Consider the following 25,831-nt stretch of genomic DNA (forward strand, 5'->3'; position numbering starts at 1 on the left):
AAAGTGTGCTGAAATGCTAACAGTCCAGGACCGGAAAGTCAGTACCAAAACATAAATAAATTGCCGACTGAACCATGAAATTTTTAACAATAATTTAGCTTACAAATTATTTTTGAAGCCGCTGAAAAACAGGCATAGCATGGATACGCCATTAAAATAAAAACCAATAGGTGACTCCCATGCTTAATCCCGATTTGACCTTACAAAAAATCTTCCTCACGCCCACTACTGAAGCCCTGATTAATCTGGTGGCGCGTGTACTTACTTCCTTTATCTTCCTCGGTTCAGCCTGGATGAAAATCCAGAATTACGATGCCACAGCAGGCTATATGGAATCATTTAATGTGCCCAGTGAATTGCTACCACTCAGTATTCTTCTTGTTGGAGGTGGCGGGTTAGCAATCCTGTTCGGCTTTCAGGCACGTATAGCGGCACTGGCTTTAGCAGCCTTTACCTTTATCTGTGGTTTTATTTTTCATGGTGCTGAGGAAGAGATTATTCACCTGATGAAAAATATTGCCATGACCGGTGGTCTGTTATTCCTGTTTCTGCACGGTGCAGGGCGTTTTAGCCTGGACTATCTGATGACGCGCAATACTGGGCCGCAACATAGAATTTAAGTCTTCATAACTGGATATATAACGAATCGCAGAGCTTATAGCTTCGCTGCGAAGCTGTGTAGATATTTTCTTAGATCCTTAAATAAGTAGAAGTAGGACTAAAAAATGAATAAATATATGATTTTGAGTGCATTGCTTACTATTGCCAGCCTATCCCTCTGGGCAAAAACAGATGAAGATATTTTTAATGAGGCGAAAACCAATGTAGTCAGCATTGCGCAGGCCAAAGAGCTGAATGATGAGACAGGCGTGACCCTAAATGGTCAGATCGTCAGACAACTCGCGACGCAAAGCGATGAGTTCGAACTCAAAGATAAAACCGGTTCAATTATTATTGAGGTTGATGATGATCAATGGAAACCTTTACGTCTGAAAGCCGGTGATCACGTCCGCATTTTGGGTGAAGTCGATACCCATAGTGATGAACCGACTGATATTGATGTGATTCAGATTGAGAGAGTGAAATAAAACCAGTCTTGAAAGCCCTGTACGCGGGCAGGGTTTTTCTACAAAAATATATTTATTACTGCATTTTTCAACAGAGCAATAACTTAAAAACCGCATACAAAATGAACTAGATTTGTTTCAATAATCCTGATGAAACTACATAGTGGAATCAATCATGAAGCAAATGTTATTGGTTGTATTTCTCACCAGTACCATGTTTGCTACCGCATCTTGGGCCGGACAGCGTGAAGCTGAAATGTTAAGGAACGTGGCTCAAAATACAGTGAGTGTTGCGCAAGCAAAACAACTGGCAGATGAAACGGCGGTCACCTTATCAGGTGTCATTGTTAAACGAATAAGAGGTGATCATTTTAAATTTAAGGATGGGAGTGGATCTATCGAAATCGATGTAGATGATGAGGTGTGGAAACCGATTCATTTAAAAGCAGGTGATCAGGTCAACATTATGGGTGAAGTTGATACCCAAAGTGATAAATCAACGATTATTGATGTCGAGAAACTGGAAAAAATATCAGGTAGTAAAGAGCAATGGCAGTGGTATAACCAGCATTAATACATGATAAGCGCTGGAAGCAAAGTCTGATTTCTCCGATTTAATCACAATATAAAATTCTTCAAAGACGATATCCTCTATTCTGGTCAGTGGAGGATATCCAGAACTGAATAATACAATAATCATCCTATCCAAACTGTTTTGAAATGAGTATTTCATTCTTCCAGAATCATAATCCGATCAAGTAAATATCAACACTGCGCGAATAGTGTGCTTAATGCATCGAAAAATGATAGAATACGGCGCTTATCTTTCGTTTGCCTTTCTATAGTTGTTTGTCATGACTACCAATACTCAAATCACTGAAGATCGTATCCTGATTTTGGATTTCGGTTCTCAATATAGTCAGTTGATTGCGCGTCGCGTACGTGAATCTGGCGTATATTCTGAAATGTTTGCCTATGACATGTCTGAAGAAGACATTCGTGCATTTAATCCAAACGGTATCATCCTGTCTGGTGGTCCTGAGAGCGTACACGAAGAAGGTAGCCCACGCGCACCTGAAGTGGTATTCAACTTGGGCGTTCCTGTATTGGGTATTTGCTACGGTCTGCAAACCATGTCTGCACAACTTGGCGGTAAGGTTGAGCCAGGTACAGTACATGAATTCGGTTATGCTGAAGTAGACATTCAAATCCGTGATGGTCTTATTGGCGATCTTGAAGATTCAGCAGACAAATTGAAAGTCTGGATGAGCCACGGTGACAAAGTGACTCAAATTCCAGAAGGCTTCCAGATTACTGCCAGCACACCAAGCTGCCCAGTGGCAATGGTGTCTGATGAAAAACGCCGTTTCTATGGTATTCAGTTCCACCCAGAAGTAACGCATACTGCTAAAGGTAAAGAGTTACTGTCTAACTTCGTTCACAACATCTGTGGTTGCCGCAGCTTGTGGAACTCTGAAAACATCATCGACCTACGTGTTCAACAACTTCGTGAACAGATTGGTGACCAAAAAGTACTTCTAGGTCTTTCTGGCGGTGTGGATTCATCTGTTGTTGCTGCGCTGTTACACCGTGCGATTGGTGACCAATTGACATGTGTATTCGTGGACAATGGTCTTCTTCGTTTGAACGAAGGCGAACAAGTGATGGACATGTTTGCGAAAAACATGGGTATCCGTGTGATTCGTGCTGATGCTGAAGAGCGTTTCTTGACTGCGCTTGCTGGTGAAGTTGATCCAGAGAAAAAACGTAAAATCATCGGTCGTGAATTCATTGAAGTATTCGCTGAAGAAGCACGTAAGCTTGATGGCGTGAACTTCCTTGCTCAAGGTACGATTTACCCTGACGTGATCGAATCTGCTGCAAGCAAACAAGGTAAAGCACACGTGATTAAATCGCACCATAACGTGGGAGGTTTACCAGAAGATTTAGCGTTTGAACTGGTTGAACCAATCCGTGACCTGTTCAAAGATGAAGTACGTAAATTGGGTACTACTTTAGGTCTTCCTTTTGAAATGCTTTACCGTCATCCGTTCCCAGGCCCAGGTCTAGGTGTTCGTATTCTGGGTGAAGTAAAGAAAGAATATGCTGACATTCTTCGTTTGGCTGATGACATCTTTATGCAAGAGCTTCGTGCAAGTGGCTGGTATGATAAAACTGCTCAAGCATTCGCGGTATTCCAACCAGTAAAATCTGTGGGTGTCGTAGGTGATGGTCGTCGTTATGCATGGGTCATCGCGCTTCGTGCGGTTGAAACTGTCGACTTCATGACTGCACGTTTTGCTCATCTTCCATACGAGCTGGTAGACAAAATCTCGACTCGTATCATGAATGAAATTGCTGAAGTTTCACGTGTGGTGTATGACGTTTCTTCTAAACCACCTGCAACAATTGAATGGGAGTAAAACTGGGCTTTCACGAAGCGCTGCTTCGTGCCAGTTTTACGCCGAGAACTATGTTCGAGGCTATTCAGGATGACCTGAATACTCAATAAAAAAAAGAGCGCCCCGGCGCTCTTTTTTATATCTTTGTCATTCTCCAGCCACTTTGATATTTCGGTCATTACTCCAGGAACCTTGCATTTGCGGCTCTACATTAGGACTAATGAAAGGATCATATTGCTCAACCCGATTGCGTCCATTGGCTTTGGCCTGATATAGGGCGATATCCGCCTGTTTAATTGAAGAATGTAAGTCTGTTTCACAGGTTTCTACAATCGTAGCACCCACTGAAATGGTGAACTTTAATAGCTGACCTTGAGTAAGAATGACTTCAGTTTGCTCAATCCGCTGTCTTAAACGATCAGCAATTTTCAGTGCATCATCCAGATGCGTATCCGGGAGCAGGGCAACAAACTCTTCTCCGCCGTAGCGTGCCAAAATATCAGTATTTCGCATTTCACTTCGTGCAGTTTCCGCAATGATTTGCAGTACCTGATCCCCCACATCATGCCCATAGTTATCATTAATCTTTTTAAAATGATCGACGTCAAACACAATCAATGAACTTGGATTTGGTGTTACTTCTTCATGTGTATTTGTCACATGTTGCTGAGCCAAATATTCAAAGAAGCGACGGTTATTTAATCCTGTCAAAGAATCAGTATGCGCCATATGCTCAAAAGCCTGACGGTTATACTCGTTCAAGGTATGTTGTAAAAATACAACCCGAGATTTAAGCGTCGAATTCCAGCTGATATAGATACTAAAACTCAGTACCGGAAGATAGATCAGCGAAAATAGAACCAGCTGTTGCAGATCACCTTTGATATTGAAATACACACCGATATAGATCATCAGGGTAATCAAGGCAGATGTAATCAGCGATGGTTTAAAATGCACATGCACACTCAAATTGGCCAGCACAATAAAGACCAGAGAGGCATATTGGTAAATAAGGGTGTAAGGGCTTTCAGACTGGTTTAAATTAAAAAACCAGACTGCACTGGCACCAATAATCGAAGAGGGCAGTAACAGATCAAATAATGGTAAATTCTTGCTGTGTTGGTATATCCAAACCGTGATCAGGAGCATGACAGCAGTAAAACCAAGTTTGGTCACGAGTAACTGGGTATGAACGTCACGCAGTACATATATATCGGCAAGGGTATAAGAAGCATAAGCAAACTGGGCAAATAGATTGACTTGCAGCAGATACCTGAGGTGCAGCTTTTTCTGATGGGAATAATAGGCAGATTTTAAGGTACGAGGAATCCGCACCAGAGGATCTTTAAGAGCCTGCTGAATCAGAAGGCGTGAATCCTTATGATATTCTTGTGGCATTTAGCCTTCCCCATGAGAAAATAAAAGTATCTAAGTCTTAATTTTTTATATGAAATTTATTCTATTCCTCAAAAATGTTTTTTCAAAGTATGGATATAAAATAGACATCTTCGGTTACAAATGATTTGAGGTCAAAATTAGCTTTGAGGAGACGGAGAGGTTAAGGATTCCGCATATACCTTAGGTATTTTTCTGTTATTTTTTTATAGCTTGATATATTTTTCAGAATAAAAGTTATTTAAATCAGGATTTAAAGGTAAACTCATATCAGGTCTATAAACCTCAATCCGATTTCGTCCATATTTCTTGGCTGCATAAAGAGCCACATCGGCTTTTTTAATTAGGTCATCCAGATCCTGGGTATGTGATTCCAGTTCAGCAATACCAATCGAAACCGTAAATTTCAGTGCAAGCTCGGGTTGAGCATACAGATGCTGCTGCTGAATCGAATTGCGGATACGCTCGGCAATCACCAAAGCATCCTGCAATTGTGTCTCGGACAGCAAGATAATAAATTCCTCACCACCAAAGCGCGCCAGCACATCACTATGCCGCATTTCCTTACGTGCAGTATCAGCAATCAACTGTAGCACTCGATCACCAACATCATGACCGTAGTTGTCATTAATCTGTTTGAAATGGTCCACATCAAACATCAACAGGCAGGTACTTGAGTATCTTGGCCAGTCATGAATGCAGTTTTCTGCCAGATTAACGAAATGCCGGCGATTATACAGCTGGGTCAACTCATCAGTATGGGCCAGATTACGCACCATGTGATAATTCCACTCATCCAGTAATGTCCGGATAAAGGCACGGCGGGTATGCAGAATATTATTCCAGTTAAAATACAGGCTAAACAGCAGCACAGGGCTAAATACGACGGTAAAGATAAAAGCTTCTGATAAAGTCATTAGCTGCGTCATCGCCACCAGAACCAGTAAACTAGTCAGGATCGAACAATACAGCGCGGCTTTAAATTGAGCCTTGATGCAAAGATTAGTAATCAGAATAAAAATAGCGGAAGCATACAAATAGTTCTCTACATGTGGGCTGCTAGAGGAAAGCAGTAACAGAATCCACACGCCTGCATAGATCATGGTGCCTATCGGTAAGGCCAGATCGAGTATGCGAATGTTCTGGCTGTATTTAAACAGCAGTTCGCAAGCGACCCATCCTGCCAAGACCAAAGTGACTCGGGTAAGCCCAGCAATCATCATCAGGTCTGGGATAATAAAGATATCGGCAAAGAAATACAGTAAGAACGCCAACAATGCCAGTAAATGGATCTGACGTAGATTATGATAATTATATTTATACAGATAGTCATAAAAATGTGACTGGAATTGGACAGGAATACGAGCGTACCGATCCGCAAGTGCATTTTCTAGCACCTGGCGGTTTTTCAGGTCATTCTCGGAAGGTTGTAACTGTTCCGAAGAATAGGTATTGAAATTCTGCAAGGAAGCCTGCGTATTTGCCTGCATCCTGCCAGCGGCAGTGGTCATTTTCCCATCCATTAAAAAATTGCACCTATTATGAGCAAATTTCGGGCGTAGGAATCTATGGTCAATCGGGTAGATTGCGACGCGTGGTAAAGGAAAAAGTAACAAAACATTTGCTATGTAACAAAAGAGCGCTAAAAGATAGGTAGTATTTAATTAAATTTTTGATTTTAATATATAAAATTATTATTAAATTCTGTTTCACGTGAAACAATAAGAGGCAATTGTTTGTTGCAGTATGTTTAAACTGCACCTTATTAAAATGAAAAATGCTAAAAATGATGTGGGTAGTCTTTGCATAATCGTGACACCAAATTTAAGTGTATGCTTGAAGTCTTGAGCACCCATGAAAACAAGAAATCAGATCAAGCACAGATCAGCTAAGTCACATTCAAGATTGTCTCAGACATGATAAGCACAATCCTGAAAGCAGCGCTGTTTTTACCGAACTGAATTGCTATGATCTTTAAATCCAGCCGAGTGAGCCAGACCATGTCGAATAATAATGATGTCGAACTTTTTAATTCAGATGACTGCACAAAATATGTTAATCAGTTCATTGCGGAATTTCCTTTGCGCCGTGCTGAAATTGGTCAGGGGACAGTGATCAAGCGTGCGTTGCCAAGTCGGCATAAACGTATGATCGGAGCATGGTGTTTTCTGGATCATGCGGGGCCGGCGCATTTCCCGCAGGGAGATGGTCTGGATGTGGGACCGCATCCGCATATTGGTCTGCAGACTTTTACCTGGATGATTGAAGGCACCATGATGCATCATGACAGTCTGGGCAGTGCACAGCTGCTACGTCCGCGTCAGGTCAATCTGATGACGGCCGGTTATGGCATTTCCCACTCTGAAGTTGCACCTGATACTGAAACCAAAATGCATGCTGCGCAGCTCTGGATCGCATTGCCAGATGATATGGTCAATATGGCACCAGCTTTTGATCATTATCCGGAATTACCTGTGGTTGAAGATCAAGGTATAGAGTTCACCGTACTGGTTGGAGAATATCTCAAGGCAAAATCTCCAGTGAAAGTACATAGTGAATTGCTCGGAGTCGACTTGTATGCAGCAGAGAGCACCCAGGCGGTATTACCGCTTCATCCTCAATTTGAATATGGTTTCCTGGCACTGGAAGGGACTGCCAGCATCAACGGGCATGAACTGACCGAAGACAATATGGTGATTCTGGAACCGGGTCTGGAACAGGTACAGGTGGAGATTCATGCTAGAAGCCGGGTGCTATTGCTGGGTGGCGAACCTTTTGAAAGTCCGATTTTGCTGTGGTGGAACTTTGTTGGTCGGACGACCGAAGAATTGAAAATTGCCCGTGAGCAGTGGATTGCAGAACATGAACGTTTTGGCTCGATTCCTACTTATGAGGGGCCACGACTTGAAGCACCTGCTTTCCCGGATCACATGCGTCCTTCAAAATAAATAGATAACAACAAAATAAGGAGGAAGATATGGCCATTATTGCAAGTGCCCGTGTACATAGTTTTGAAGCACCGTGGCAGGGACAGATCAGTCATGGTAAACACCAATATCTGACAGATAAACCGGAAGCTTTTGGCGGTCAGGACAGTGGTCCGGCACCTTATGATTTTCTGTTAGCTGGCTTGATTTCCTGCACCATGATTACCTTGCGTATGTATGCCAAACATAAAGAACTGGAGCTGGGAGAGTTTCAGGTCGAAGCCGATTTCTTTACCAATCGCGAAGGACAAGAATGGATTGAACGACGTTTAAGTTTTCAAAGTCCGTTGGATGAAGCATTATAGCTAAAAGTTCTGGAGATCTGTCAAAAAACACCAGTGACTAAAACTTTGCTACGTAGTCTGGAGATCAAAACCACATTACTTTGAACTTCGCTTATGTAAATAAAGGTAGTTGAAATGTAATGTAATTCATAAAGCATTTACCGATGCTGGACAGTTTTTGTTATGCTGAAAAGGCAAAAAACCTACAATAACAAAAGAGCCTAACATGCGTATCCTACACCATCTTGAGCAGTCCCGATCGTTCCGCATTTTATGGGCATTGGAGGAATTGGGGCTAGATTATGAAATCAAATTCCATAGACGGCTGCCTAACTTTTCTGCGCCTTCAGAGTTAAAGATGATTCATCCATTGGGCAAGGCGCCGATCCTGATTGATGGTGATCAGGTGCTGGTAGAATCTGCAGTGATTCTGCAATATCTGCAGGAAACTTATGATGTGGGAATGGAGTTTCAGCCACTGAATGCCACCACCAAGCAGCAATATCGTTACTGGATGCATTATGCTGAAGGCTCACTGATGCCACTACTGGTAATGCATCTGGTGATGAATTCCGTAGAAAAACATACGCCATTTTTGCTGCGTCCTTTGGCACGACAGATTACCAGCGGGGTCAAAAGTAAATTTGTACAGCCACGTCTCAAAGACCATATTCAGTATCTGGAAAATTACCTGAGCGAGCATGAATATTTTGCGGGTCGCTTTAGTTTCGCCGATATTCAGATGAGCTTTCCATTAGAAGCCATTCAGTCACGCACTGGAAAGCGTTATCCGGCGATTGAGGCCTATCTGGAACGGTTATCTCATCGTCCCGCGTATTTCCGGGCGATGTCCAAAGAAGAAGTATTGAGTTAACAAGCAACCAAAAAATAAAGGTGCCAAGAGGCACCTTTTTATTGGGATACAGTTTTAATTAGTCCGGGAAACTTAAGCGTTCTTTCGGGAAAATGACTTTAAAGGTTGAACCCTGATTTTCACGAGAGTCAATTTCTAGCTGTGCCTGATGCTGCATGAGCACATGCTTCACGATTGCTAATCCAAGACCTGTACCACCAGTGCGGCGACTCCGGTCAGAATCAACTCGATAGAAACGTTCGGTCAGACGCGGCAGATGTTTTGGATCAATCCCGATCCCTGTATCTTCCACCACGAAGTAAGCCGATTCCCCATCATCATGCCAGCCCATCGTTACCGTACCGCCTTTAGGGGTGTATTTAATTGCATTAGTAATTAGGTTACTAAAGGCACTGGCAATTTCCATATCGGAACCAATCAGATCACAGTGGCTGTCAATATCTAGATTTAGGGTATGACCATAGTCCACGTTATAGGCTTGGGCATCATCAAACAACTGGTTCATCAGATTGGGCATATCAATGATCTGATTTTTGGCAATATTCTGGTCATTTTCCAAGCGAGAAAGCAGCAATAAGTCATTGACCAAAGCATTCATACGACGGGTCTGGGACTGCATCTGATCAAAAGCACGTTTCCAGCGCGGGCTAATATCTTCCTGATCGGTAAAGGTTTCGATATAGCCACTGAGTACCGTTAATGGCGTACGCAGTTCATGCGAGATATTATCGACAAAGTCTTTACGCATCTGTTCCAGATTGTGCATCCGGGTCACATCATAAGCGACCAATAGACGGCTCTCACCGCCAAAACGGGTCATCTTGATCTGCACATAATGGCCTTCATAGGTTGAAGATTGCATCTTGAGACCGTCAGGCGCGTTATCAATATGATGATAATATTCAATAAAATTCGGCTGATCCAATAAAGTCAGAATATTACGGCTTTTATCTTCCGGGTTGATGCCGAGCAGACGTTCAGCTGCTGGATTCCACCATTCAATCTGCTGATTCTCATCGATCAGGACCACCGCTTCCTGTAGCGCGACCAGAGAGGATTGGGCACGATCAATCAGCTCGACCATTTCCGCCTGTACAATACGTTCCTGACGCTGGGCTTGATAAACATTGAATAGCAAGGCTCCCCAGATGCCATTGATCTTGGGTGGCACATCATAAGGGCGATTGGAAATCCAGTCATTGACCAGATACAGGGAACGAATCTGCGTGGCAAAGAAAGCCACAAAAGCCAGTACGATACAAACCCAGAAATACCCGATCCCGAAACCAATCAGACTGCCGATCAGCAGAAAACCGGCCAGAAGGCGTAAATCCTGCTTGGCAAAATCCCACAAGCTATTCGAGCTTGGCAGCTTATGTCCGCGGGCCATTTCAGGAACAGGGTAGGGTTTATACATAAAACGGGATTTACCTTGGTTAAATTAGCCGAGCGCAACATCGGCACGGGTTGAGAAACGGTAGCCAGTGCCGCGTACAGTCTGTACATAACGGTCGGCGCCATAAGGCTCTAGCACTTTGCGCAAACGACGAATATGCACGTCAATGGTCCGGTCCTCAATATAGACATTGCCACCCCAGACCTGATCCAGGAGTTGAGCACGGGTATAGGCACGTTCTGGATGGGTCATAAAGAAGGCCAGCAGACGATATTCGGTCGGTCCCATATCTAGAATAGTATCACCAAAGCTGACTCGCTGGCTTGAAGGATCGAGTAACAAGCCATTGGCATCAATGCTTTTTTCTCCATTCAGGCTATTGGTACGGCGCAGCACAGCTTTGATCCGGGATACCAGTTCACGCGTGGAAAATGGCTTGGTCATGTAGTCATCTGCACCGGCATCTAAACCTTGCACTTTATGGTCTTCTTCACCACGAGCAGTGAGCATAATCACTGGAATCTCTGATAAGGTTTCATCACGTTTCAGACGACGGCATAAGTCTACACCGCTGACGCCCCCTGGCATCATCCAGTCTAGCAAGATCAACGCTGGACGCTGATCCACAATCATTTGATGCGCCTGTTTGGCATCTTCTGCTTCTAAACAATTAAAGCCTGCCATATCCAGTGCAGTATGGATCATTTCCCGAATTGGAAGCTCATCATCGACGATTAAAATGTAGTCATCTTTCACAGCGCATTTCCTATAAGTCAACGGTGGACCGTTTTATATTTATGACGAGCCTATTACAAAGATTAATTATGACAGTATCATTGCAAAAAGGGAGCTTGCCTTACTTTCGCAAAGATTTGTGACAATTAACTTCAATTCCTTCTCAATCAAATATCTTGTTTAAATTCCTGCAATACCACTCATTCAGGCATTTAAAATCAATTAATTTTTCTCAGAAAATGTCTCGAACAATGCCAGGAACACGATACTGCAAGAGGACAAGACCTCTTCCATCGACTGTTTAAAACCACTCATGACCCAGCGAATCGCAATCTGGGTGACATAGCCATTGAGGCCTGTAGAGACAAGGGAAATTTCCTGCTCAGAACGGCTCAGATTCGGCATCATCAACATCACAAAAGCCTGAATCATGCGGTCAAAACGGCCCATGGTTTCATGAATCGTCGCCTGGTTATGTAGTTCCTGAACCAGCATGGCATCAATATAAATAATCCGGGCCATACGCGGATTGTCCCGCAGCGTGGTCAGCAGGGCAGTCAGGCCGGATTCAATCATTTTTTTTGGATCGGAGGAGGCCCGCATCATCGCCTGCATGACATTTTGCTGCAGTTCATCGATCAGTTTCAGGAAAATGGTCTGAAACAGGTGCTCGCTTTTCTTAAAGGATTCATAGAAATAGCGTTCGGTCAGCTTGGCTTCCGTACAGATATCTTTTACCGTCACAGAAAAAAAGCCATGTGTGCCATAGGCCTGAATACCGGCTTCAATCAGCTTTTCCCGGCGTGCCTGCTGACGCTCAGCCATGGACAGGCCTTTAAACTGACGTTCCTTTGTCATCACTTTTTGTTGTTTTTTCTCAGGAATTACCGAATTGGTCATGGAATGATTAAGCTCATAAGCACCGAAATTTTCAATATCTTACCAATAAATTCCCTTTAGACCTATGTCCTTGATCACCAATCTATATTGGCCCGAATAGACAAGTGATCATGATTGACAATGATCATTGTCAAAACTATATTGAGGAGAATTGCTGCATGAAGCACGACAGAACAAGAAATACTGTCCGGGCGGGCAGTTTTATCGATAAGGGAACCCTATGAAAAATTTTAATAATAAAGTGGCTGCAATTACTGGTGCCGGTTCTGGTATTGGTCAGCAATTGGCAGTGCTATTGGCGAAACAGGGCTGTCATCTGGCATTAAGCGATGTCAATGAAGAAGGATTGACGAAAACAGTTGAGCTATTAAAAGATTCTAATGTGCGTGTTAGCACCAAAAAGGTCAATGTCGCGAATCTTGAAGAGATGCGTACCTGGGCGACGGAAGTGGAACAGCAACATGGCAGCGTGAATATGATCTTCAATAACGCGGGTGTAGCTTTAGGTTCCACTGTAGAAGGCGCGAGTTATGACGAGCTGGAATGGATTGTCGGCATCAACTTCTGGGGCGTGGTGTATGGCACCAAAGAATTCCTGCCGCTGATCAAGAAAACTAGAGATGGTCATATCATCAATATCTCCAGCCTGTTTGGCCTAACGGCTCAACCAACTCAATCGGGTTATAATGCGACTAAATTTGCAGTACGAGGTTTTACCGAATCGTTGCGCCAGGAACTGGATATGGAAAATTGTGGCGTCAGCGCGCTATGTGTACACCCAGGTGGAATCCGAACCAATATCGCCATTGCCGCAAAAATGAATGACAGTATCCGTAGTTTAGGCATGCATCCTGAAAAATCGGCACAGAACTTTAACAAGCTGCTACGTTGCCCACCTGAAGAAGCGGCACGTCAGATTCTGGAAGCGGTACAGAAAGATAAACGCCGTTTGCTGATTGGAAATGATGCTAAAGCGATTGATTTAATTCAGCGTCTGATGCCAACCGGTTATCAGAAAGTCACAGCTTTCGCGACCAAGCTAGGCAATAAGTCGAAAAAATCAGCTTAAATTATTAAAATTCATAAAATCAAAGTCCGCTTATGCGGGCTTTTTTGATATCTGAACTTAAGAAATAAAAGAGTAAAAGCAGATTTTGTTTATCTAAAAAATAGAAAATAAAATAGTTATTAAAGCTGAATTGATATAAGCAAGTGTTGAATTTTCAACACTGAAAGCGGTTAAAAACCAACATAAATTGTCGGGATATTTTTATAAATACTAATAAAAACATTAACTTAAACACTTGGCACACTTGTTGCCATATAAGGAGGACGAAAATATAAAAATCTAGGTCCTCCCCATGACAGTTTTAAAAGATTTAAAAGCACGCCAATCTCGTGCTGCACAGGTTCGGTCACAGCTCGATTTCCCGGTGATTGATACTGACATTCATACCAATGCTTATAGTCCTGCACTTGAGGACTATATTGCGCAATACGGTGGTTCACGTGTGGTCGATGTATTCCGTAGCCATCTGAAAAGTAATGGCCTGAATGCCTTGGCAGCAGAATGGTATAACGCAACGCCACAAGAGCGTAAAGACCGCCGTCTGTTCCGTCCGCCATTCTGGGCGTTGCCATCTGAAAATACCTATGACCTGGCAACTGTAGCCTTACCAGGTTTGTTGTATGAGCGTTTAGAAGAACTCGGTACAGACTATGCAGTGCTGTATCCAAACCTGTCTTTGTTCCCAATCAACTCATCCAATGATGATCTGCGTTTGTCTTTGACTCGTGCCATTAACCATTTTCATGCCGATGTCTATAAGCCTTATGCGGACCGTTTAACCCCTGTTGCAGCAATTCCACTGAATACACCACAAGAGGGTATTGAAGAACTGGAATTTGCACAAAAATTGGGACTAAAAACAGCACTGATTCCAGGTGCAGTACGCCGTCCGATTAAAGCCATCGCAGATCGCTATCCTGAAGATACCGATTTGCGCCGTTATGCGTATTGGTTAGATTTCTTCGGCATCGACAGTGAATATGACTATGATCCGTTCTGGCAGAAGAGTGTGGAGCTGGGCATCAATCTGTCGACACACTCAGGTAGCCAAAGCTGGGTGGCACGTAATTCACCAACAAATTACATGTTTAACCACATTAACCACTTTGCAGATGCCTCTGAAGCATTGGCTAAAGCCTTGTTCTTTGGTGGTGTGACTGAGCGTATTCCACAACTGCGTATTGCGCTACTCGAGGCGGGTGCAGCTTGGGGGCAAAACGTATTAACGCATTTGGTCGATCGTTTTGAAAAACGTGGTAATGAGCATGTGCAGCAATATAACCCGGAACGCCTGAACCGTGAGCTGGCTGTCGAGTTGTATCGCCAGTATGGACATACACTGTATCAAGGTCGTGAACTGAATGAGCAAGAAATTATTGAAAGCTTGTTTGGTGTGGCATCGACTTCACGCTTCCAGACACAAAAACCTGAAGAAGTGAATGATTTTGCTCTGGCAAAAATTCAAAACAAACAAAATATCTGGGATCGCTGGGTACCAAATTTCTACTTCGGCAATGAAGCAGACGATCGCACGATCGTGGGGGCATTGAATCCGAAGGGCAATCCGTTCGGTAAGAAAATTAATGCACTGTATTCATCCGATTCAGGCCACTGGGATGTACCTGAATTGACTGAGCCACTGGCAGAAACATGGGACCTGGTGCAAGAAGGTGCGATTACCGCTGAAGACTTTAAGGCATTGGTCTTCACCAATCCGTATCAGTTCTATACCGCGAATAATCCTAATTTCTTCAAAGGCACTCAAGTCGAAGCCAAACTGAATAAATCTAGCGCAGCTTAATCCTCAATATTTTGAGATGCGTCCGCTTACCAAAGTAGGCGGACCTTAGGATTTTTTATTTTAATTTTTGATATTTGGGAAATTTTTTGTGGGTAAACAACATTTATTGGCTGTATCAGTGGCATTGATTATTCAGGGGATCTCCCTGGGTGCTTATGCCGATGACACGACACAGGCTGAATTAAAGCAGCTGAAATCACAGATTGATGTATTGCAGAAACGTTTCGTGCAGTTGGAACAAAAACATAATGCCACATTGTCTTCGAGTGACGAAAGTGAAACGACACATACAGACCTTGAGGAGGAGGGAGAGGAAACTGAACTGGTTACACGTGAAGTGACACCAGATGACATTGATGGTTTAAAGGCAGATATCGAGAACTTCAAATATGACCATTCACGTCAGTATGAACGGCAAACGGTAAAATCTGCACGTGATACCACCTTATATGGAACCGTACAGGTTCGTGCATCCTATCAGGATGAGGGTACCACAACTGGTAACCCAGCACCGGTAGGTGAGCGTAAATCAACTTTTGATATTCCAACAGCACTGATGGGTGTACGCGGTAATTTATTCCGTGATTACAACGAAGGAAAAAATCTGGATTATCAGTTGTCTTTTAGCTATTCAAAACAGACAGGAACTGCGGGTAATAACAGTAATTTTAACTTGCAGGATGCTTTTCTACGCTACAACTTTTTCTCTACAAATTCAGGTTTGGAAGAACCTCGTTTAAATGTGACTTTGGGTCAGCAACTTATTCCTTTTGGTTTGGAAGCACAGTCTCCTGAAGATTTACGCCCGACGATTACTCAAGCTATTGCGCCGGTACAGCTGGGTTTAACTGCACGTCAAAACGGTTTAATCGTGCGCGGTGATGTTAAACCATATGTCGATTACGGCGCGAATTACCGTGCACCTTTATTTGAATATGCACTTGGCGTGACCAATGGCAATGGCATCAATAAAACGGATGACAATGAAGGCAAAGATTATTTGGCACGTTTGGCCTATACCTTGCCAGTGGACTATGCAAGCGTTTTCCGTGAGCTGAAATTCGGTGTGTCTTGTCTCAAAGGTAAGAATAATGTCAAAAATACTGGAGTCCTGCTTAGCGATCACGGCAAGCGCGATATTTTAGGCTTCGATATCTACTACAACCACGCGCCATTTGGCGTGACTTATGAATATATTCAGGCCAAAGCTGAACAGGCAACTGCGACAAATCAATTAGTCGATACCACTGCGGAAGGCCACACTTTTACCGCGTTCTACACCCTGGGAGACCAGTTCTATAACAGTATTAAATCGAATGCAAAATTCGATGACTTCTGGCCGAAGTCGATCCAAGGCTATTACCGCTACGACAACTATAACCCGAACAAAGATCAAGACGTGGTCAATGTTATAGGGAATGGTTTTGGCGAATACACCAAACATTCACTGGGTTTGAATTTCTTCTTTGCACAGACAACGAAATTCCAGTTGGCACTGAACAACACCCAATACAAACATGAAACTGCGACTCAGAAAGACTTCAATGAAGTTGTCGGTCAATTCCAATACACCTTCTAATTTTTGAACTTAGGACATATTGAACAATGAAAAATCTCTCTAAAAAAATTACTGCAAGTCTACTGGCGCTCTCAGCACTGGGATTAAGCTTCAATGTTGTGGCAGCCACACCAAAAGAAATTCGTATTTCAGTGTCATCAGCAGGTGAAGGTGGTCGTCCAAAAATTGGAGGTGGTTTTATTGCTTCTGCCCATGCCCGTGGTGTATTAGAGCAGGAATTCAAAAAAGACGGCATAAAAGTCACCTGGTTATTCTTCCCGGGCGCTGGCCCTGCAACCAATGAAGCATTGGCCAATGGCAAAATTGATTTTGCAACTCAAGGCGATTTGCCATCTATCGTAGGCCGTGCGTCGGGCTTAAAGACCAAATTACTATTTGGTTCAGCACGCTTAGGTCCTGTTTACTTTGTTGTTCCTACAGATTCATCTGCGAAATCTTTGGCAGATTTAAAAGGCAAGAAAATTTCTAACTTTAAAGGGACTAATGGTCAGTTGGTACTGACGCGCTTATTTAGAAGTCAAAATCTGAATGAAAAAGATTTCCGTGTGATTAATCAGGATACCTATTCATCACGTACCGCAATTGCTACAGGTGATATTGACGGCACCATTGTAACCCCATGGAGTTTAGAAGCACGTGGCGTAGCAAAACGTTTACTTACCTCTAAAGATCCAAAAGTATCGGCACTTTCAGCATTCTGGGTAACCGAAGCCTTTGAAAAACAATATCCAGAGATTGTGCAACGTGTGGTTACTACATTGATTAAGCAAGCGCATTGGAGCACGCAGGAAGCCAACCGGAATGAACAATACAAGCTTTGGGCACAAAGTGGCATTCCCTACATTGACTATAAAAAAGATTGGGATGGCTGGGATCTGAAAAAACGCTTGAATCCATTAATTGATGAATTCCATGTTTCCCAGTACATCGATGCAGTCAAAATTTCCAAAGAAGCACGTTTAATTCGCCGTGATGTAGACGTGAAGACATGGTACGAGCCGAAATATCTCAACAATGCACTGAAAGAATTGAAACTTGAAAACTATTGGCAGCCTTTAAATGCCAATAGCAGGCCGAAGTAAGGACGTTCTGATGTCATCGGTTGAATCAAATTTGGTCCATGCGCCATTGTCGATAAAGTTTATTAGTAGCTTCATTTTACTCAGCATTTTGGCGGGTCTTGGGATGGGCGTATTTCGCGTCTTGACCTCACTCTATGGTGTAGAGCTAAAAGCTTCGGGCCTACAGCTTGGACTGATTTCGGCAGCGCAAAGTATTGGTATTTTGCTGATGGCACTCCCGATTGGGGTGCTGGTAAAACGACTGGGTTCGCTCAAGGTCTTTACCATTGGGAGCTTGGTTGGCGCTAGCCTGTTTATGTTCGGTTCACTATTTCATAACGCTTGGGCATTGGTCTTGATTACCGCTCTGGTCAGTTTCGTGATGCCCATGCGTTTTGTCTCGATCAATACGGTTTTTCTGACCCATTTACGTCGTTTGGGTCCCTCCAAAGCAGGTTGGTTTCGCGGTTCGCACATGACGGGATTTTTCCTGATTGTGCCGTCACTCGGGGTATTTTTTATCTCGACTGTGGGGCACCAAAAATCGTTTTGGTGTGTGGCGGCGCTATTTCTGATTGCACTGATCCTAGCACCACTTTGCTTTGAAGCGAAGTCACAAGTTGAACGTGATGCTCAACCGAAATTTAAGTTCAAAGAAATTTTAGAGCCATTACAGCTGATTAAAACTTACCAACCACTACGTACAGTGTGTCTGCTAGAAATTCTGACCAGTATTGCAACCAATACTTTTGGCTTTTTCATTGTGGTCATTGCCATTCAGAACTTTGCCTTTGCTGAACATTCAGCAGTGATGCTCCTGACAGTCCAAGGCATCGTCTTTGTTGGTTCGCTGTTTGGTTTAGGTGGTTTAGCGGAATGGGTGGGTTATCAGAAGTTTTACCTGATTGGTTTGAGCTGTGTCAGTGGGGCACTGCTTGCCTTGGCATTGCTTAAAGATGCACTCGGACTTTGGCCAGCAAGTGCCTTACTTGGGCTTGGATTAGGCATATTGCATATCGCTAACTTCATGTCATTTGCCAAAGTCGGTGAAGCGACCGAAATGACTAAGGTTTCACCAATTTTAGCTTTGGTGGGACCTGCTGGTGGTCTTTTAGGCGGTGTGATCGGCATGGTGTTTGGTTCAAGCGTGGGCTTGCAATGGCTGTTTTTGCCCATTGCAATCGCATTTGCCGGAATGGCGATTTACATCTATTTCAGTCAAAGATTTTTGATATTTATTCAAAGTGATACATCACATACAACACAGCAACTCGAGGGGTCAAAATCATGAGTATTGATCAGATTGAACACCGTAGTTTTGCCTGGCAAAACACATCCAAGTGCTTTTTTACAGTTCAAAAATTACTTAAAAGTGGCTGGATGCTGTGTTGTGGCCTCATGATTCCCTTTGCAGTGTTGGTACTTTGGTATGTCGCGACTGAAAAACAGTGGTTACCTGAACAGATTTTACCTGCACCGCAGTTGGTATGGACAACCACAGTTGAGCTTTGGCAAATGGGTGATCTGCAAAGCAACTTTTGGATCAGTGCCAAACGTATTTTTTGGAGTGTGAACCTAGGTGCGAGTATTGGTCTGATCCTCGGTACTTGGTTTGCCTTGTCTGCAAAGGCACGTCAATTGGTGTATCCAAGTATTCAGCTGTTAGCACAGTTTCCAATTCTGGCATGGATCCCGCTGTTGATGATTTTCTTGGGGATTGATGAGGCCTTAAAAATCGTAGCGATTTCTTTAGCAGTAGTTGCACCGGTATTAATCGCGACCTGTAAAGGTATTGAACAAGTGCCAAGTCGCTTACTTGAAGTGGCGAAGGTCTATCAATTTAGCAAATTACAAACCTTGACCAAGGTGATTGTGCCTGCGAGTGCCCCTGCGGTCATTAGCGGTCTACGTCAAGGGATAATGCAGGCATGGCTGGCTTTGGTCTTTGTTGAACTGCTGGCAAGTAGTGAAGGGATTGGCTTTTTGATGGTTTGGGGCCGCCAGCTAATGCAACTCGATATTGTATTTATGAGCATTATTTTCATTGGTTTAACGGGTTATGTCCTCGACAGTGTTTTGGCTGTGTTTGAATGTATTGCTCGTTTTTATGCCACACGCGTGAGGGCTTAAGCTATGTCTGAATTGATTCTGAAAGAACATAGAACAACGTCAATCGAGCACACGGCTGGGAAAAAAACCAAGCTTTGGAAGCCTAACCAAACCCAGCTTCAGGCGTTACTTTTGCCGTTTGCTTTTTTAGTACTGTGGAGCTTTGCCTCATATTTTGATTGGGTTGATCCGAAACTGATTCCTTCACTTTGGGAGGTGGTATTAACCGCCGGTCAAACGCTAGCCCAGGCACAATTTTGGCAGGGGCTAGGTGCAAGTCTTAGCCGTAATTTTATTGGCTATGGCATTGGTGCAAGTTTGGGAGTGGCCTTTGGTGTATTGCTTGGGACTTCTCGTTTTGCCCAATGGTTTTTAGCATCAAGTTTTCACGTGTTACGCCAAGTGTCGTTATTTGCGTGGTTACCTTTAATTTCGACCTTTCTAGGCTATGGTAACTTTGCCAAGCTGCTCTTTATCAGTCTGTCCGTATTCTATCCCGTGGCATTACACAGCTTAGAGGGTGTACGCAGTATCTCGGATAAATATCGTGAAGTAGCACAAGTTTATCAATTTCCAAAAAGCTATACCTACCACAAATTGATTTTGCCGGGGGCAAGTCCACAGATTTTTGTAGGACTACAACTGGGTTTAATTTTCGCATGGCTTGCGACTATTGGTTCTGAGTTTTTATTGGCGAATTATGGCGTGGGCTTAGGCAACCTCGTAATCCGTGGCCGTGAACAGTTCAACGTTTCATTGATTCTACTTGGCATGTTGATTATCGGCGCTGTCGGTTTGCTTTTAAATCGCGCATTAGGACGCATCGAAAAACGTGTGCTGGCATGGCAGAAATAGGAGAACAGAAGATGAAAAAAGTATCAGGATGGATCAAACAGGTTGCGATTGCACTGATGGCTGGGCTAACACTTTCTGCATGTAATACCAGCCGTGTACCTGATGTCTCTCAACCGGTGACTGAGCTACGTTATCAAAGCACAGCAGGTTTGGTGAACCTGCCGGAACTGGCTAAAGACTTGGGATATCTGGACAATATCAAATTGAGTTATGTCGGCACGGTACAAGGCGGACCACAGGATTTACTGACCTTGGTCGCTGGTGATGTGGACTTTGCTTCTGCCTTTAATGGGGCGGTGGTGAAAGTGATTGCTGCTGGTCTTGAGGTGGTGCCTGTGGTGGCATCTTATGGTTGTGACCACAAGCAATCAGCAGGCTTTTATGTACTTGAAAATAGTCCAATTCGTACAGCAAAAGACTTCATTGGTAAAAAAGTTGCAATGAATACCTTTGGTGCACATCATGATTTTGTACTGCGTGACTGGTTGGAGCAAAATGGTCTGACACCTCAAGAAATTTCAGAAGTCGAATTTATCATGCTTCCGCCAATTACTTCGGAACAGGCGTTACGCAATGGTCAAATCGATGTTGCTGTCCTGACCAGTATTACCGAACAACGTGCCTTAAAAAATGGAGGTGTCCGTAAGATTTTTGCCGATGTTGATATGTATGGCGAATTTACTGCGGGTAGTTACTCCATGCGTAAAGAATTCGTGGAACAACATCCAGAAGTGGCAAAAAGCTTTGTCGAAGGTGTGGCAAAAGCCCATCGCTGGCTACAGACCACACCTATTGAAGAAGTGCGGTCACGCTTTGATCGCATTATTGCTGAACGTGACCGCAACGAAAATCACGCTTTAATTCCTTATTTCAAAGGCTATGGGGTTAATGAAAAAGGCGGTGTGCAAAAGGCAGATGACTTTGCACCGTGGATTCAATTTATGGAAAAAGACCAAAAGTTGAAACCAGGCCAATTGAACGCTGAAACGATTTTTAGCAACAAATTTAACCCCTATGCCGATCAAAAATTACAAGGACTATAACAATGACCATCGCATTAAAAATGGACCATGTCCGTAAGGAATTTCCCGCAAAAAGTAATGGCAAAGAACCTGCAACTCCTTTTGTTGCGGTTGAAAATGTCACGCTCGATATTCAACAAGGTGAATTTGTATCAATTGTCGGACCAAGTGGCTGTGGTAAATCGACCTTACTGGATTTGATTGCAGGTTTAACCCGACCAAGCTCAGGAAAAATTTTGCTAAGTGGTAAACAAATTACTCAGCCAGGTCTGGATCGAGGCATTGTGTTTCAGCAATATGCACTCTATCCATGGCTGACTGCACTTGAAAATATCGAGTTTGGTTTAGAAGCCAAAGGGGTAGATAAGAAAACCCGCCGTGAAAAGTCTAAATATTACCTGGACCTGGTAGGACTCTCTGGTTTTGAAAACCATTATCCAAATGAACTTTCTGGTGGTATGAAACAGCGTGTCGCGATTGCCAGAAGTTTGGCCTATGAACCTGAAATTCTGCTGATGGATGAGCCTTTTGCAGCGCTTGATGCACAAACCCGTGAGACGCTACAAGAGGAATTACTGAATATCTGGCATAGCTCGAATGCGACCATCATTTTTATTACCCACAGTATCGATGAAGCGATTTACTTGAGCCAGCGCGTGGCGATTATGACTTCACGTCCGGGCAGAATTAAGGATGTGATTGAGATTCCGCAAAGCCTACGTTTACAAAATGAAGATGTGCGCTCAACCGTTGAATATGGACAACTGCGTCATCGAATTTGGTCACAGCTGAGTGAAGAAGTAATTAAGGCGCAAGCGCTGGAAAAAACCAAACAGCTCAAGCATAGCGCTTAAATAAATATAAGAAAGAGGACATGATTATGGCATCTGTAAAAAATCAGGCATTGGCCTATCCAAATACAGCCTTTGGACACAAGAAAGCAAACTTACAATTCGGTTGGTTAAGTTCGGGATTTAAACGCTCGATTGCGCTGGTGATATTTTTCGCACTATGGGAAATTTTACCGCGCATAGGTGCGGTCAATGCTGCCTTTTTACCGCCTTTGAGTCAGGTATTTCAAACTGGATGGGAGCTATATCAATCCGGTCAGCTCAGCCGACATTTGGCGATATCCCTGCAACGTTCTGCCATTGGTTTTAGTTTAGCGATTCTGTTAGCCATTCCTTTAGGTCTCTTGATCGGTTGGTATAAGTTGGTCGCTGAAACCTTAAATCCACTGTTGGAACTGTTCCGAAATACCACGGCATTGGCCTTGATGCCAGTCTTTATTTTATTCCTGGGTATTGGTGAATTATCGAAAGTGAGTTTGCTGGTTTATGCCTGCACATGGCCAATTCTTCTCAACACCATTTCGGGTGTACAAAATGTCGATCCACTTTTGATTAAATCGGCACGCACGATGGGCTTACCACCATACCAATTGTTTAGAAAAGTGATTTTACCTGCCGCAGTGCCTACTATCTTTGTTGGTATCCGTCTTGCCGGGGCAATTTCGATCTTGGCATTGGTTGCAGTTGAAATGTTTGGTTCTAAAGCAGGCCTTGGCTATCTGATTATTTATTCCCAGTTTAGTTTTGAAATTCCACAAATGTTTGTGGGTATTTTAATTATGACTATATTGGGCTTAGTATTTAATTATAGTTTATTGGCAGTGGAAAAACATTTTACCAAATGGAAGAAAAATCCAGTTGAATAATCGAGTTAAAATAAAAAACCCGTTCTAGATAAAACGGGTTTTTTAATATTTTATTTAATTTTTTAAAATAAGAATAGAAATATTATAAATAAAAAGATTCACATGATATTTAAATTAAGCCATATTTTAATAAACGGGTGCGAATGACATTGCGAGTCACACCTAAAAGCTTGGCAGTATGCACCTGATTATACTGGCAGTGTTCATAGGCACTACGGATAAAACGTTCCTCAATCAGTTCATTGATATTGAGATCCGGCACCTGCTGCGAGGCTTCAAATAGCTGTTTAAAGGTCGCCTGCAGTAACTGTTCTGCATCCTGCAGATTATGAATTCCTGCATTGAGTTCAACTGTCGTATGTGACTGGCTGTGTGGAAAACCTGAAGACTTGATATTGCCGGTGACCAGATTCGAGAAACTGATATCTTCAGGCTCAATCACACCATTCTGGCTGACTAAAACTGCATGATGAATCGTATTTTCCAGCTCACGGATATTGCCCGGCCAACGGTGCTGAATCAGCTTTTTCGCTGCCAGTGCCGAAAGGCGTAAAGGGGTTTCATGCGGATTGGTTTGATAGCGTCCCACAAAGTATTTCGCCAGTGGCAAAATATCCTCGCGACGGTCTGCCAGACGTGGAATACGTAGCAATGCCACATATAAACGGTAGAACAAATCTTCCCGGAATTTACCTTCAATTACGGCTTTTTCCAGGTCGACATTGGTCGCGGCAATGATACGAACATTAATCGGAATCGGCTTTAAAGAACCAACCCGAATAATTTCTCTTTCCTGCAAAATACGCAGTAATTTCACCTGCATTGGCAGGGATAAATCTCCAATTTCATCCAGAAACAGTGTGCCATTATGCGCTGCTTCAAACCAGCCAATGCGCTGGTTAATCGCGCCGGTAAAGGCACCTTTTTCATGCCCGAACAACTCACTTTCTGCCAGAGATTCAGTTAAGGCACCACAATTCACGGCGATAAACGGCCCTTTGGCACGATGACTCAGATCATGAATCTGTCGTGCAACCAGCTCCTTACCGGTACCGGTTTCACCAATAATCAATGCATTGGCGTTACTCGGTGCAATCTGTTGAATCCGTTCCAGCAAGGCTTTAGACAATGGGTCTTCAAAGACGGTAGCGGTCGCCCGCTCATGCCGTCGTGTCTGACTAATAATGGGATGTGCAAATATAGACATGTTCTTATTTCAAATTATTAAAATATGGGCAATCATCTATTATTTACTGATGATTTATAAATAATAATTCGGCCTTTAATTATCTGTATGCTATATATAGGATTAAATAGAAAATTAATCATAAAATAAGATAAAACCAGCAACGATATTCAAATATTAAATCGAGATAACTAGGTCTTATAAAATCTTTTATATTATGCTCATCAATAACCAAGAGAGTAAATATAATGACAATTACATCAGTTAATGTACGTAACCAGTTTAAAGGCATTATTCAAGAAATCGTAGAAGGTAGCGTTGTTTCAGAAGTAAATGTGGAAACAAAAGCAGGGATCTTTACTTCAATTATTAGTACACGTTCGGTTCAGGATCTGGATTTAAAAATCGGTTCAGAAGTTGTAGTTTTAATTAAATCGACAGAAGTGTCATTGGCAAAACTCTAGGTCTAAGTCAGATCAAAAACAAGGAGTGAACGATGTCACAACAAGATTTCGGTTCAGTGTCAATTCAGCAGCTTAGCAAGCGCTATCCTTCGCAAAACAATGATGACCTTATTGTTTTGGATGATATCAATCTAGAGATCCAGCCAGGCGAGTTTATTAGTATTGTCGGCAGTAGTGGTTGCGGTAAATCGACCTTATTACGATTACTGGTAGGGCTGGAAAATCAATATCAGGGCAATATTCTGGTTGATGGCCAGAAAGCCTTTGGCACCAGTTTAAATCGCGGTATTGTCTTTCAGGATCACCGCCTGTTTCCATGGCTGAGTGTCCGTGAAAATGTACGTATTGCACTGCATAAAAGCAATCTGAGTCGCGCTGAAGAAGACAAGCTGATTGATGAACATCTGGAATTGGTCAACCTGACCAATTTTAAAAATGCCTATCCGTCACAGCTGTCCGGTGGTATGAATCAGCGTGTCGCGATTGCACGTAGTCTGGTAAATCGTCCGCAAATTCTATTGTTAGATGAGCCTTTTGGTGCGCTGGATGCATTGACCCGTCAGAATTTGCAGGATGAATTACAGCGCATCTGGCAAACAGAAAAAATCACCATGATCATTGTCACGCATGATGTAGAAGAAGCAGTATTCTTGGGTGATCGTGTCGTAGTGATGCAGCCACATCCAGGCCGGATTAAGCGTATTGTTGATGTACCAGTGCCGCATCCACGTAAACGTGAAGATGTGCGTCTGCACAATATTAAAAACAATATTTTGCAGGACTTTAGTGATCCACTGAAAGATAATTTAATTCAAGCAAAACCAAAGCAGTTCTCTGATTATCAATTTGCTTGGTAAACCTAAATAGAAAAAGCCTGTCATGCGCAGGTTTTTTTATGCCTTATATTTACTTCAAAAACTTAAGTCAG

General features: G+C 43.0%; 24 protein-coding genes and 1 pseudogene. 19 read left to right on the forward strand and 6 right to left on the reverse strand.

The genetic code is table 11. From position 1 onward, the window contains the following. The first annotated feature begins 179 nt into the window (after positions 1–179). The 4 genes from BS636_RS06025 to guaA all read left to right on the forward strand — a co-directional run bounded on the left by BS636_RS06025 (position 180) and on the right by guaA (position 3,490). Positions 180–620: a DoxX family protein gene (locus BS636_RS06025; RefSeq protein WP_099337970.1), complete on the forward strand. Its 441-nt coding sequence runs from the start codon at positions 180–182 to the stop codon at positions 618–620. Positions 621–725: 105 nt separating this feature from the next. Further along, entirely contained in the window at positions 726–1,088 is a 363-nt protein-coding gene (locus BS636_RS06030; RefSeq protein ID WP_099337971.1) for a NirD/YgiW/YdeI family stress tolerance protein, read from the forward strand. A gap of 154 nt (positions 1,089–1,242) precedes the next feature. Continuing rightward, positions 1,243–1,641: a NirD/YgiW/YdeI family stress tolerance protein gene (locus BS636_RS06035; protein WP_099337972.1), complete on the forward strand. Its 399-nt coding sequence runs from the start codon at positions 1,243–1,245 to the stop codon at positions 1,639–1,641. A gap of 280 nt (positions 1,642–1,921) precedes the next feature. Continuing rightward, positions 1,922–3,490, forward strand: coding sequence for a glutamine-hydrolyzing GMP synthase (gene guaA, locus BS636_RS06040; RefSeq protein WP_099337973.1), 1,569 nt, complete (start codon positions 1,922–1,924; stop codon positions 3,488–3,490). Between the two features lie 126 nt (positions 3,491–3,616). Here guaA and BS636_RS06045 read toward each other — a convergent pair whose 3' ends face one another. Both BS636_RS06045 and BS636_RS06050 read right to left on the reverse strand, forming a co-directional pair. Further along, the gene (locus BS636_RS06045; protein WP_099337974.1) at positions 3,617–4,867 is read right to left on the reverse strand and encodes a sensor domain-containing diguanylate cyclase; all 1,251 of its coding nucleotides are present in this window, start codon (positions 4,865–4,867) and stop codon (positions 3,617–3,619) included. A 203-nt stretch (positions 4,868–5,070) separates the two neighbouring features. After that, entirely contained in the window at positions 5,071–6,375 is a 1,305-nt protein-coding gene (locus BS636_RS06050; RefSeq protein ID WP_099337975.1) for a GGDEF domain-containing protein, read from the reverse strand. 489 nt (positions 6,376–6,864) lie between these two features. On the opposite strand from BS636_RS06050, the gene BS636_RS06055 reads away from it, so the two are divergent. The 3 genes and pseudogenes from BS636_RS06055 (at position 6,865) to BS636_RS06065 (ending at position 9,009) form a co-directional block, all read left to right on the forward strand. Then, positions 6,865–7,812 (forward strand): pirin family protein, encoded by a 948-nt coding sequence (locus BS636_RS06055; protein ID WP_099339612.1) that lies wholly within the window; start codon positions 6,865–6,867, stop codon positions 7,810–7,812. A gap of 29 nt (positions 7,813–7,841) precedes the next feature. Next, positions 7,842–8,240, forward strand: a pseudogene (locus tag BS636_RS06060) (OsmC family protein). A 121-nt stretch (positions 8,241–8,361) separates the two neighbouring features. Next, a complete protein-coding gene (locus BS636_RS06065; RefSeq protein WP_099337976.1) occupies positions 8,362–9,009 on the forward strand; it encodes a glutathione S-transferase in 648 nt (215 codons plus the stop codon). 58 nt (positions 9,010–9,067) lie between these two features. Here the strand turns inward: BS636_RS06065 and phoR are convergent, their stop codons facing one another. The 3 genes from phoR to BS636_RS06080 all read right to left on the reverse strand — a co-directional run bounded on the left by phoR (position 9,068) and on the right by BS636_RS06080 (position 12,040). After that, on the reverse strand, positions 9,068–10,426 hold the full coding sequence (phoR, locus tag BS636_RS06070) for a phosphate regulon sensor histidine kinase PhoR (protein WP_099337977.1): 1,359 nt from the start codon (positions 10,424–10,426) through the stop codon (positions 9,068–9,070). A gap of 24 nt (positions 10,427–10,450) precedes the next feature. Beyond that, positions 10,451–11,161, reverse strand: a complete 711-nt coding sequence (gene phoB, locus BS636_RS06075) for a phosphate regulon transcriptional regulator PhoB (RefSeq protein WP_099337978.1) — start codon at positions 11,159–11,161, stop codon at positions 10,451–10,453. A 201-nt stretch (positions 11,162–11,362) separates the two neighbouring features. After that, entirely contained in the window at positions 11,363–12,040 is a 678-nt protein-coding gene (locus BS636_RS06080; protein WP_099337979.1) for a TetR/AcrR family transcriptional regulator, read from the reverse strand. Positions 12,041–12,260: 220 nt separating this feature from the next. Here BS636_RS06080 and BS636_RS06085 point away from each other — a divergent pair, with 220 nt between their 5' ends. From BS636_RS06085 to BS636_RS06130, 10 genes are all read left to right on the forward strand, one after another. After that, positions 12,261–13,109: an SDR family NAD(P)-dependent oxidoreductase gene (locus BS636_RS06085; RefSeq protein WP_099337980.1), complete on the forward strand. Its 849-nt coding sequence runs from the start codon at positions 12,261–12,263 to the stop codon at positions 13,107–13,109. A gap of 292 nt (positions 13,110–13,401) precedes the next feature. Next, positions 13,402–14,910: an amidohydrolase family protein gene (locus tag BS636_RS06090; RefSeq protein ID WP_099337981.1), complete on the forward strand. Its 1,509-nt coding sequence runs from the start codon at positions 13,402–13,404 to the stop codon at positions 14,908–14,910. A gap of 88 nt (positions 14,911–14,998) precedes the next feature. Continuing rightward, positions 14,999–16,489 carry an OprO/OprP family phosphate-selective porin gene (locus BS636_RS06095; protein ID WP_228206935.1) on the forward strand — a complete coding sequence of 497 codons (1,491 nt, stop codon included), beginning with the start codon at positions 14,999–15,001 and terminating at the stop codon, positions 16,487–16,489. A gap of 26 nt (positions 16,490–16,515) precedes the next feature. After that, positions 16,516–17,571: an ABC transporter substrate-binding protein gene (locus BS636_RS06100; protein ID WP_099337983.1), complete on the forward strand. Its 1,056-nt coding sequence runs from the start codon at positions 16,516–16,518 to the stop codon at positions 17,569–17,571. 10 nt (positions 17,572–17,581) lie between these two features. Further along, on the forward strand, positions 17,582–18,841 hold the full coding sequence (locus BS636_RS06105) for an MFS transporter (RefSeq protein WP_171265994.1): 1,260 nt from the start codon (positions 17,582–17,584) through the stop codon (positions 18,839–18,841). Next, positions 18,838–19,680 (forward strand): ABC transporter permease, encoded by an 843-nt coding sequence (locus BS636_RS06110; protein WP_099337985.1) that lies wholly within the window; start codon positions 18,838–18,840, stop codon positions 19,678–19,680. Before BS636_RS06105 ends, BS636_RS06110 begins: the two co-directional genes overlap by 4 nt. Positions 19,681–19,683: 3 nt before the next feature. Continuing rightward, the gene (locus BS636_RS06115; protein ID WP_099337986.1) at positions 19,684–20,514 is read left to right on the forward strand and encodes an ABC transporter permease; all 831 of its coding nucleotides are present in this window, start codon (positions 19,684–19,686) and stop codon (positions 20,512–20,514) included. Positions 20,515–20,525: 11 nt separating this feature from the next. Then, positions 20,526–21,557 (forward strand): ABC transporter substrate-binding protein, encoded by a 1,032-nt coding sequence (locus tag BS636_RS06120; protein ID WP_228206936.1) that lies wholly within the window; start codon positions 20,526–20,528, stop codon positions 21,555–21,557. Positions 21,558–21,559: 2 nt separating this feature from the next. Next, a complete protein-coding gene (locus BS636_RS06125) occupies positions 21,560–22,390 on the forward strand; it encodes an ABC transporter ATP-binding protein (RefSeq protein WP_099337988.1) in 831 nt (276 codons plus the stop codon). Between the two features lie 26 nt (positions 22,391–22,416). After that, positions 22,417–23,253 carry an ABC transporter permease gene (locus BS636_RS06130; RefSeq protein WP_099337989.1) on the forward strand — a complete coding sequence of 279 codons (837 nt, stop codon included), beginning with the start codon at positions 22,417–22,419 and terminating at the stop codon, positions 23,251–23,253. 109 nt (positions 23,254–23,362) lie between these two features. On the opposite strand, the gene BS636_RS06135 is transcribed toward BS636_RS06130, so the two are convergent. Beyond that, complete coding sequence (locus tag BS636_RS06135; RefSeq protein WP_099337990.1) at positions 23,363–24,460, reverse strand: sigma-54 interaction domain-containing protein; 1,098 nt, start codon at positions 24,458–24,460, stop codon at positions 23,363–23,365. A 227-nt stretch (positions 24,461–24,687) separates the two neighbouring features. Between BS636_RS06135 and BS636_RS06140 the strand changes: the two genes are divergently transcribed. After that, positions 24,688–24,903, forward strand: coding sequence for a TOBE domain-containing protein (locus BS636_RS06140; RefSeq protein ID WP_099337991.1), 216 nt, complete (start codon positions 24,688–24,690; stop codon positions 24,901–24,903). A gap of 32 nt (positions 24,904–24,935) precedes the next feature. Then, positions 24,936–25,760 (forward strand): ABC transporter ATP-binding protein, encoded by an 825-nt coding sequence (locus tag BS636_RS06145; RefSeq protein WP_099337992.1) that lies wholly within the window; start codon positions 24,936–24,938, stop codon positions 25,758–25,760. Positions 25,761–25,831: the final 71 nt, after the last annotated feature.

The sequence above is a fragment of the Acinetobacter sp. LoGeW2-3 genome, assembly GCF_002688565.1.
In the GTDB taxonomy this organism is placed as follows: Bacteria; Pseudomonadota; Gammaproteobacteria; order Pseudomonadales; family Moraxellaceae; genus Acinetobacter.

Coding starts and splice junctions, on each gene's coding strand:
- BS636_RS06085 (WP_099337980.1), top strand. CDS start 12,261: ATGAAAAATTTTAATAATAAAGTGGCTGCAATTACTGGTGCCGGTTCT.
- BS636_RS06045 (WP_099337974.1), bottom strand. CDS start 4,867: ATGCCACAAGAATATCATAAGGATTCACGCCTTCTGATTCAGCAGGCT.
- BS636_RS06055 (WP_099339612.1), top strand. CDS start 6,865: ATGTCGAATAATAATGATGTCGAACTTTTTAATTCAGATGACTGCACA.
- BS636_RS06110 (WP_099337985.1), top strand. CDS start 18,838: ATGAGTATTGATCAGATTGAACACCGTAGTTTTGCCTGGCAAAACACA.
- BS636_RS06115 (WP_099337986.1), top strand. CDS start 19,684: ATGTCTGAATTGATTCTGAAAGAACATAGAACAACGTCAATCGAGCAC.
- BS636_RS06125 (WP_099337988.1), top strand. CDS start 21,560: ATGACCATCGCATTAAAAATGGACCATGTCCGTAAGGAATTTCCCGCA.
- BS636_RS06105 (WP_171265994.1), top strand. CDS start 17,582: ATGTCATCGGTTGAATCAAATTTGGTCCATGCGCCATTGTCGATAAAG.
- BS636_RS06035 (WP_099337972.1), top strand. CDS start 1,243: ATGAAGCAAATGTTATTGGTTGTATTTCTCACCAGTACCATGTTTGCT.
- BS636_RS06100 (WP_099337983.1), top strand. CDS start 16,516: ATGAAAAATCTCTCTAAAAAAATTACTGCAAGTCTACTGGCGCTCTCA.
- BS636_RS06120 (WP_228206936.1), top strand. CDS start 20,526: ATGAAAAAAGTATCAGGATGGATCAAACAGGTTGCGATTGCACTGATG.
- BS636_RS06030 (WP_099337971.1), top strand. CDS start 726: ATGAATAAATATATGATTTTGAGTGCATTGCTTACTATTGCCAGCCTA.
- guaA (WP_099337973.1), top strand. CDS start 1,922: ATGACTACCAATACTCAAATCACTGAAGATCGTATCCTGATTTTGGAT.
- BS636_RS06135 (WP_099337990.1), bottom strand. CDS start 24,460: ATGTCTATATTTGCACATCCCATTATTAGTCAGACACGACGGCATGAG.
- phoR (WP_099337977.1), bottom strand. CDS start 10,426: ATGTATAAACCCTACCCTGTTCCTGAAATGGCCCGCGGACATAAGCTG.
- BS636_RS06065 (WP_099337976.1), top strand. CDS start 8,362: ATGCGTATCCTACACCATCTTGAGCAGTCCCGATCGTTCCGCATTTTA.
- BS636_RS06090 (WP_099337981.1), top strand. CDS start 13,402: ATGACAGTTTTAAAAGATTTAAAAGCACGCCAATCTCGTGCTGCACAG.
- BS636_RS06145 (WP_099337992.1), top strand. CDS start 24,936: ATGTCACAACAAGATTTCGGTTCAGTGTCAATTCAGCAGCTTAGCAAG.
- BS636_RS06025 (WP_099337970.1), top strand. CDS start 180: ATGCTTAATCCCGATTTGACCTTACAAAAAATCTTCCTCACGCCCACT.
- BS636_RS06050 (WP_099337975.1), bottom strand. CDS start 6,375: ATGACCACTGCCGCTGGCAGGATGCAGGCAAATACGCAGGCTTCCTTG.
- BS636_RS06130 (WP_099337989.1), top strand. CDS start 22,417: ATGGCATCTGTAAAAAATCAGGCATTGGCCTATCCAAATACAGCCTTT.
- BS636_RS06080 (WP_099337979.1), bottom strand. CDS start 12,040: ATGACCAATTCGGTAATTCCTGAGAAAAAACAACAAAAAGTGATGACA.
- BS636_RS06140 (WP_099337991.1), top strand. CDS start 24,688: ATGACAATTACATCAGTTAATGTACGTAACCAGTTTAAAGGCATTATT.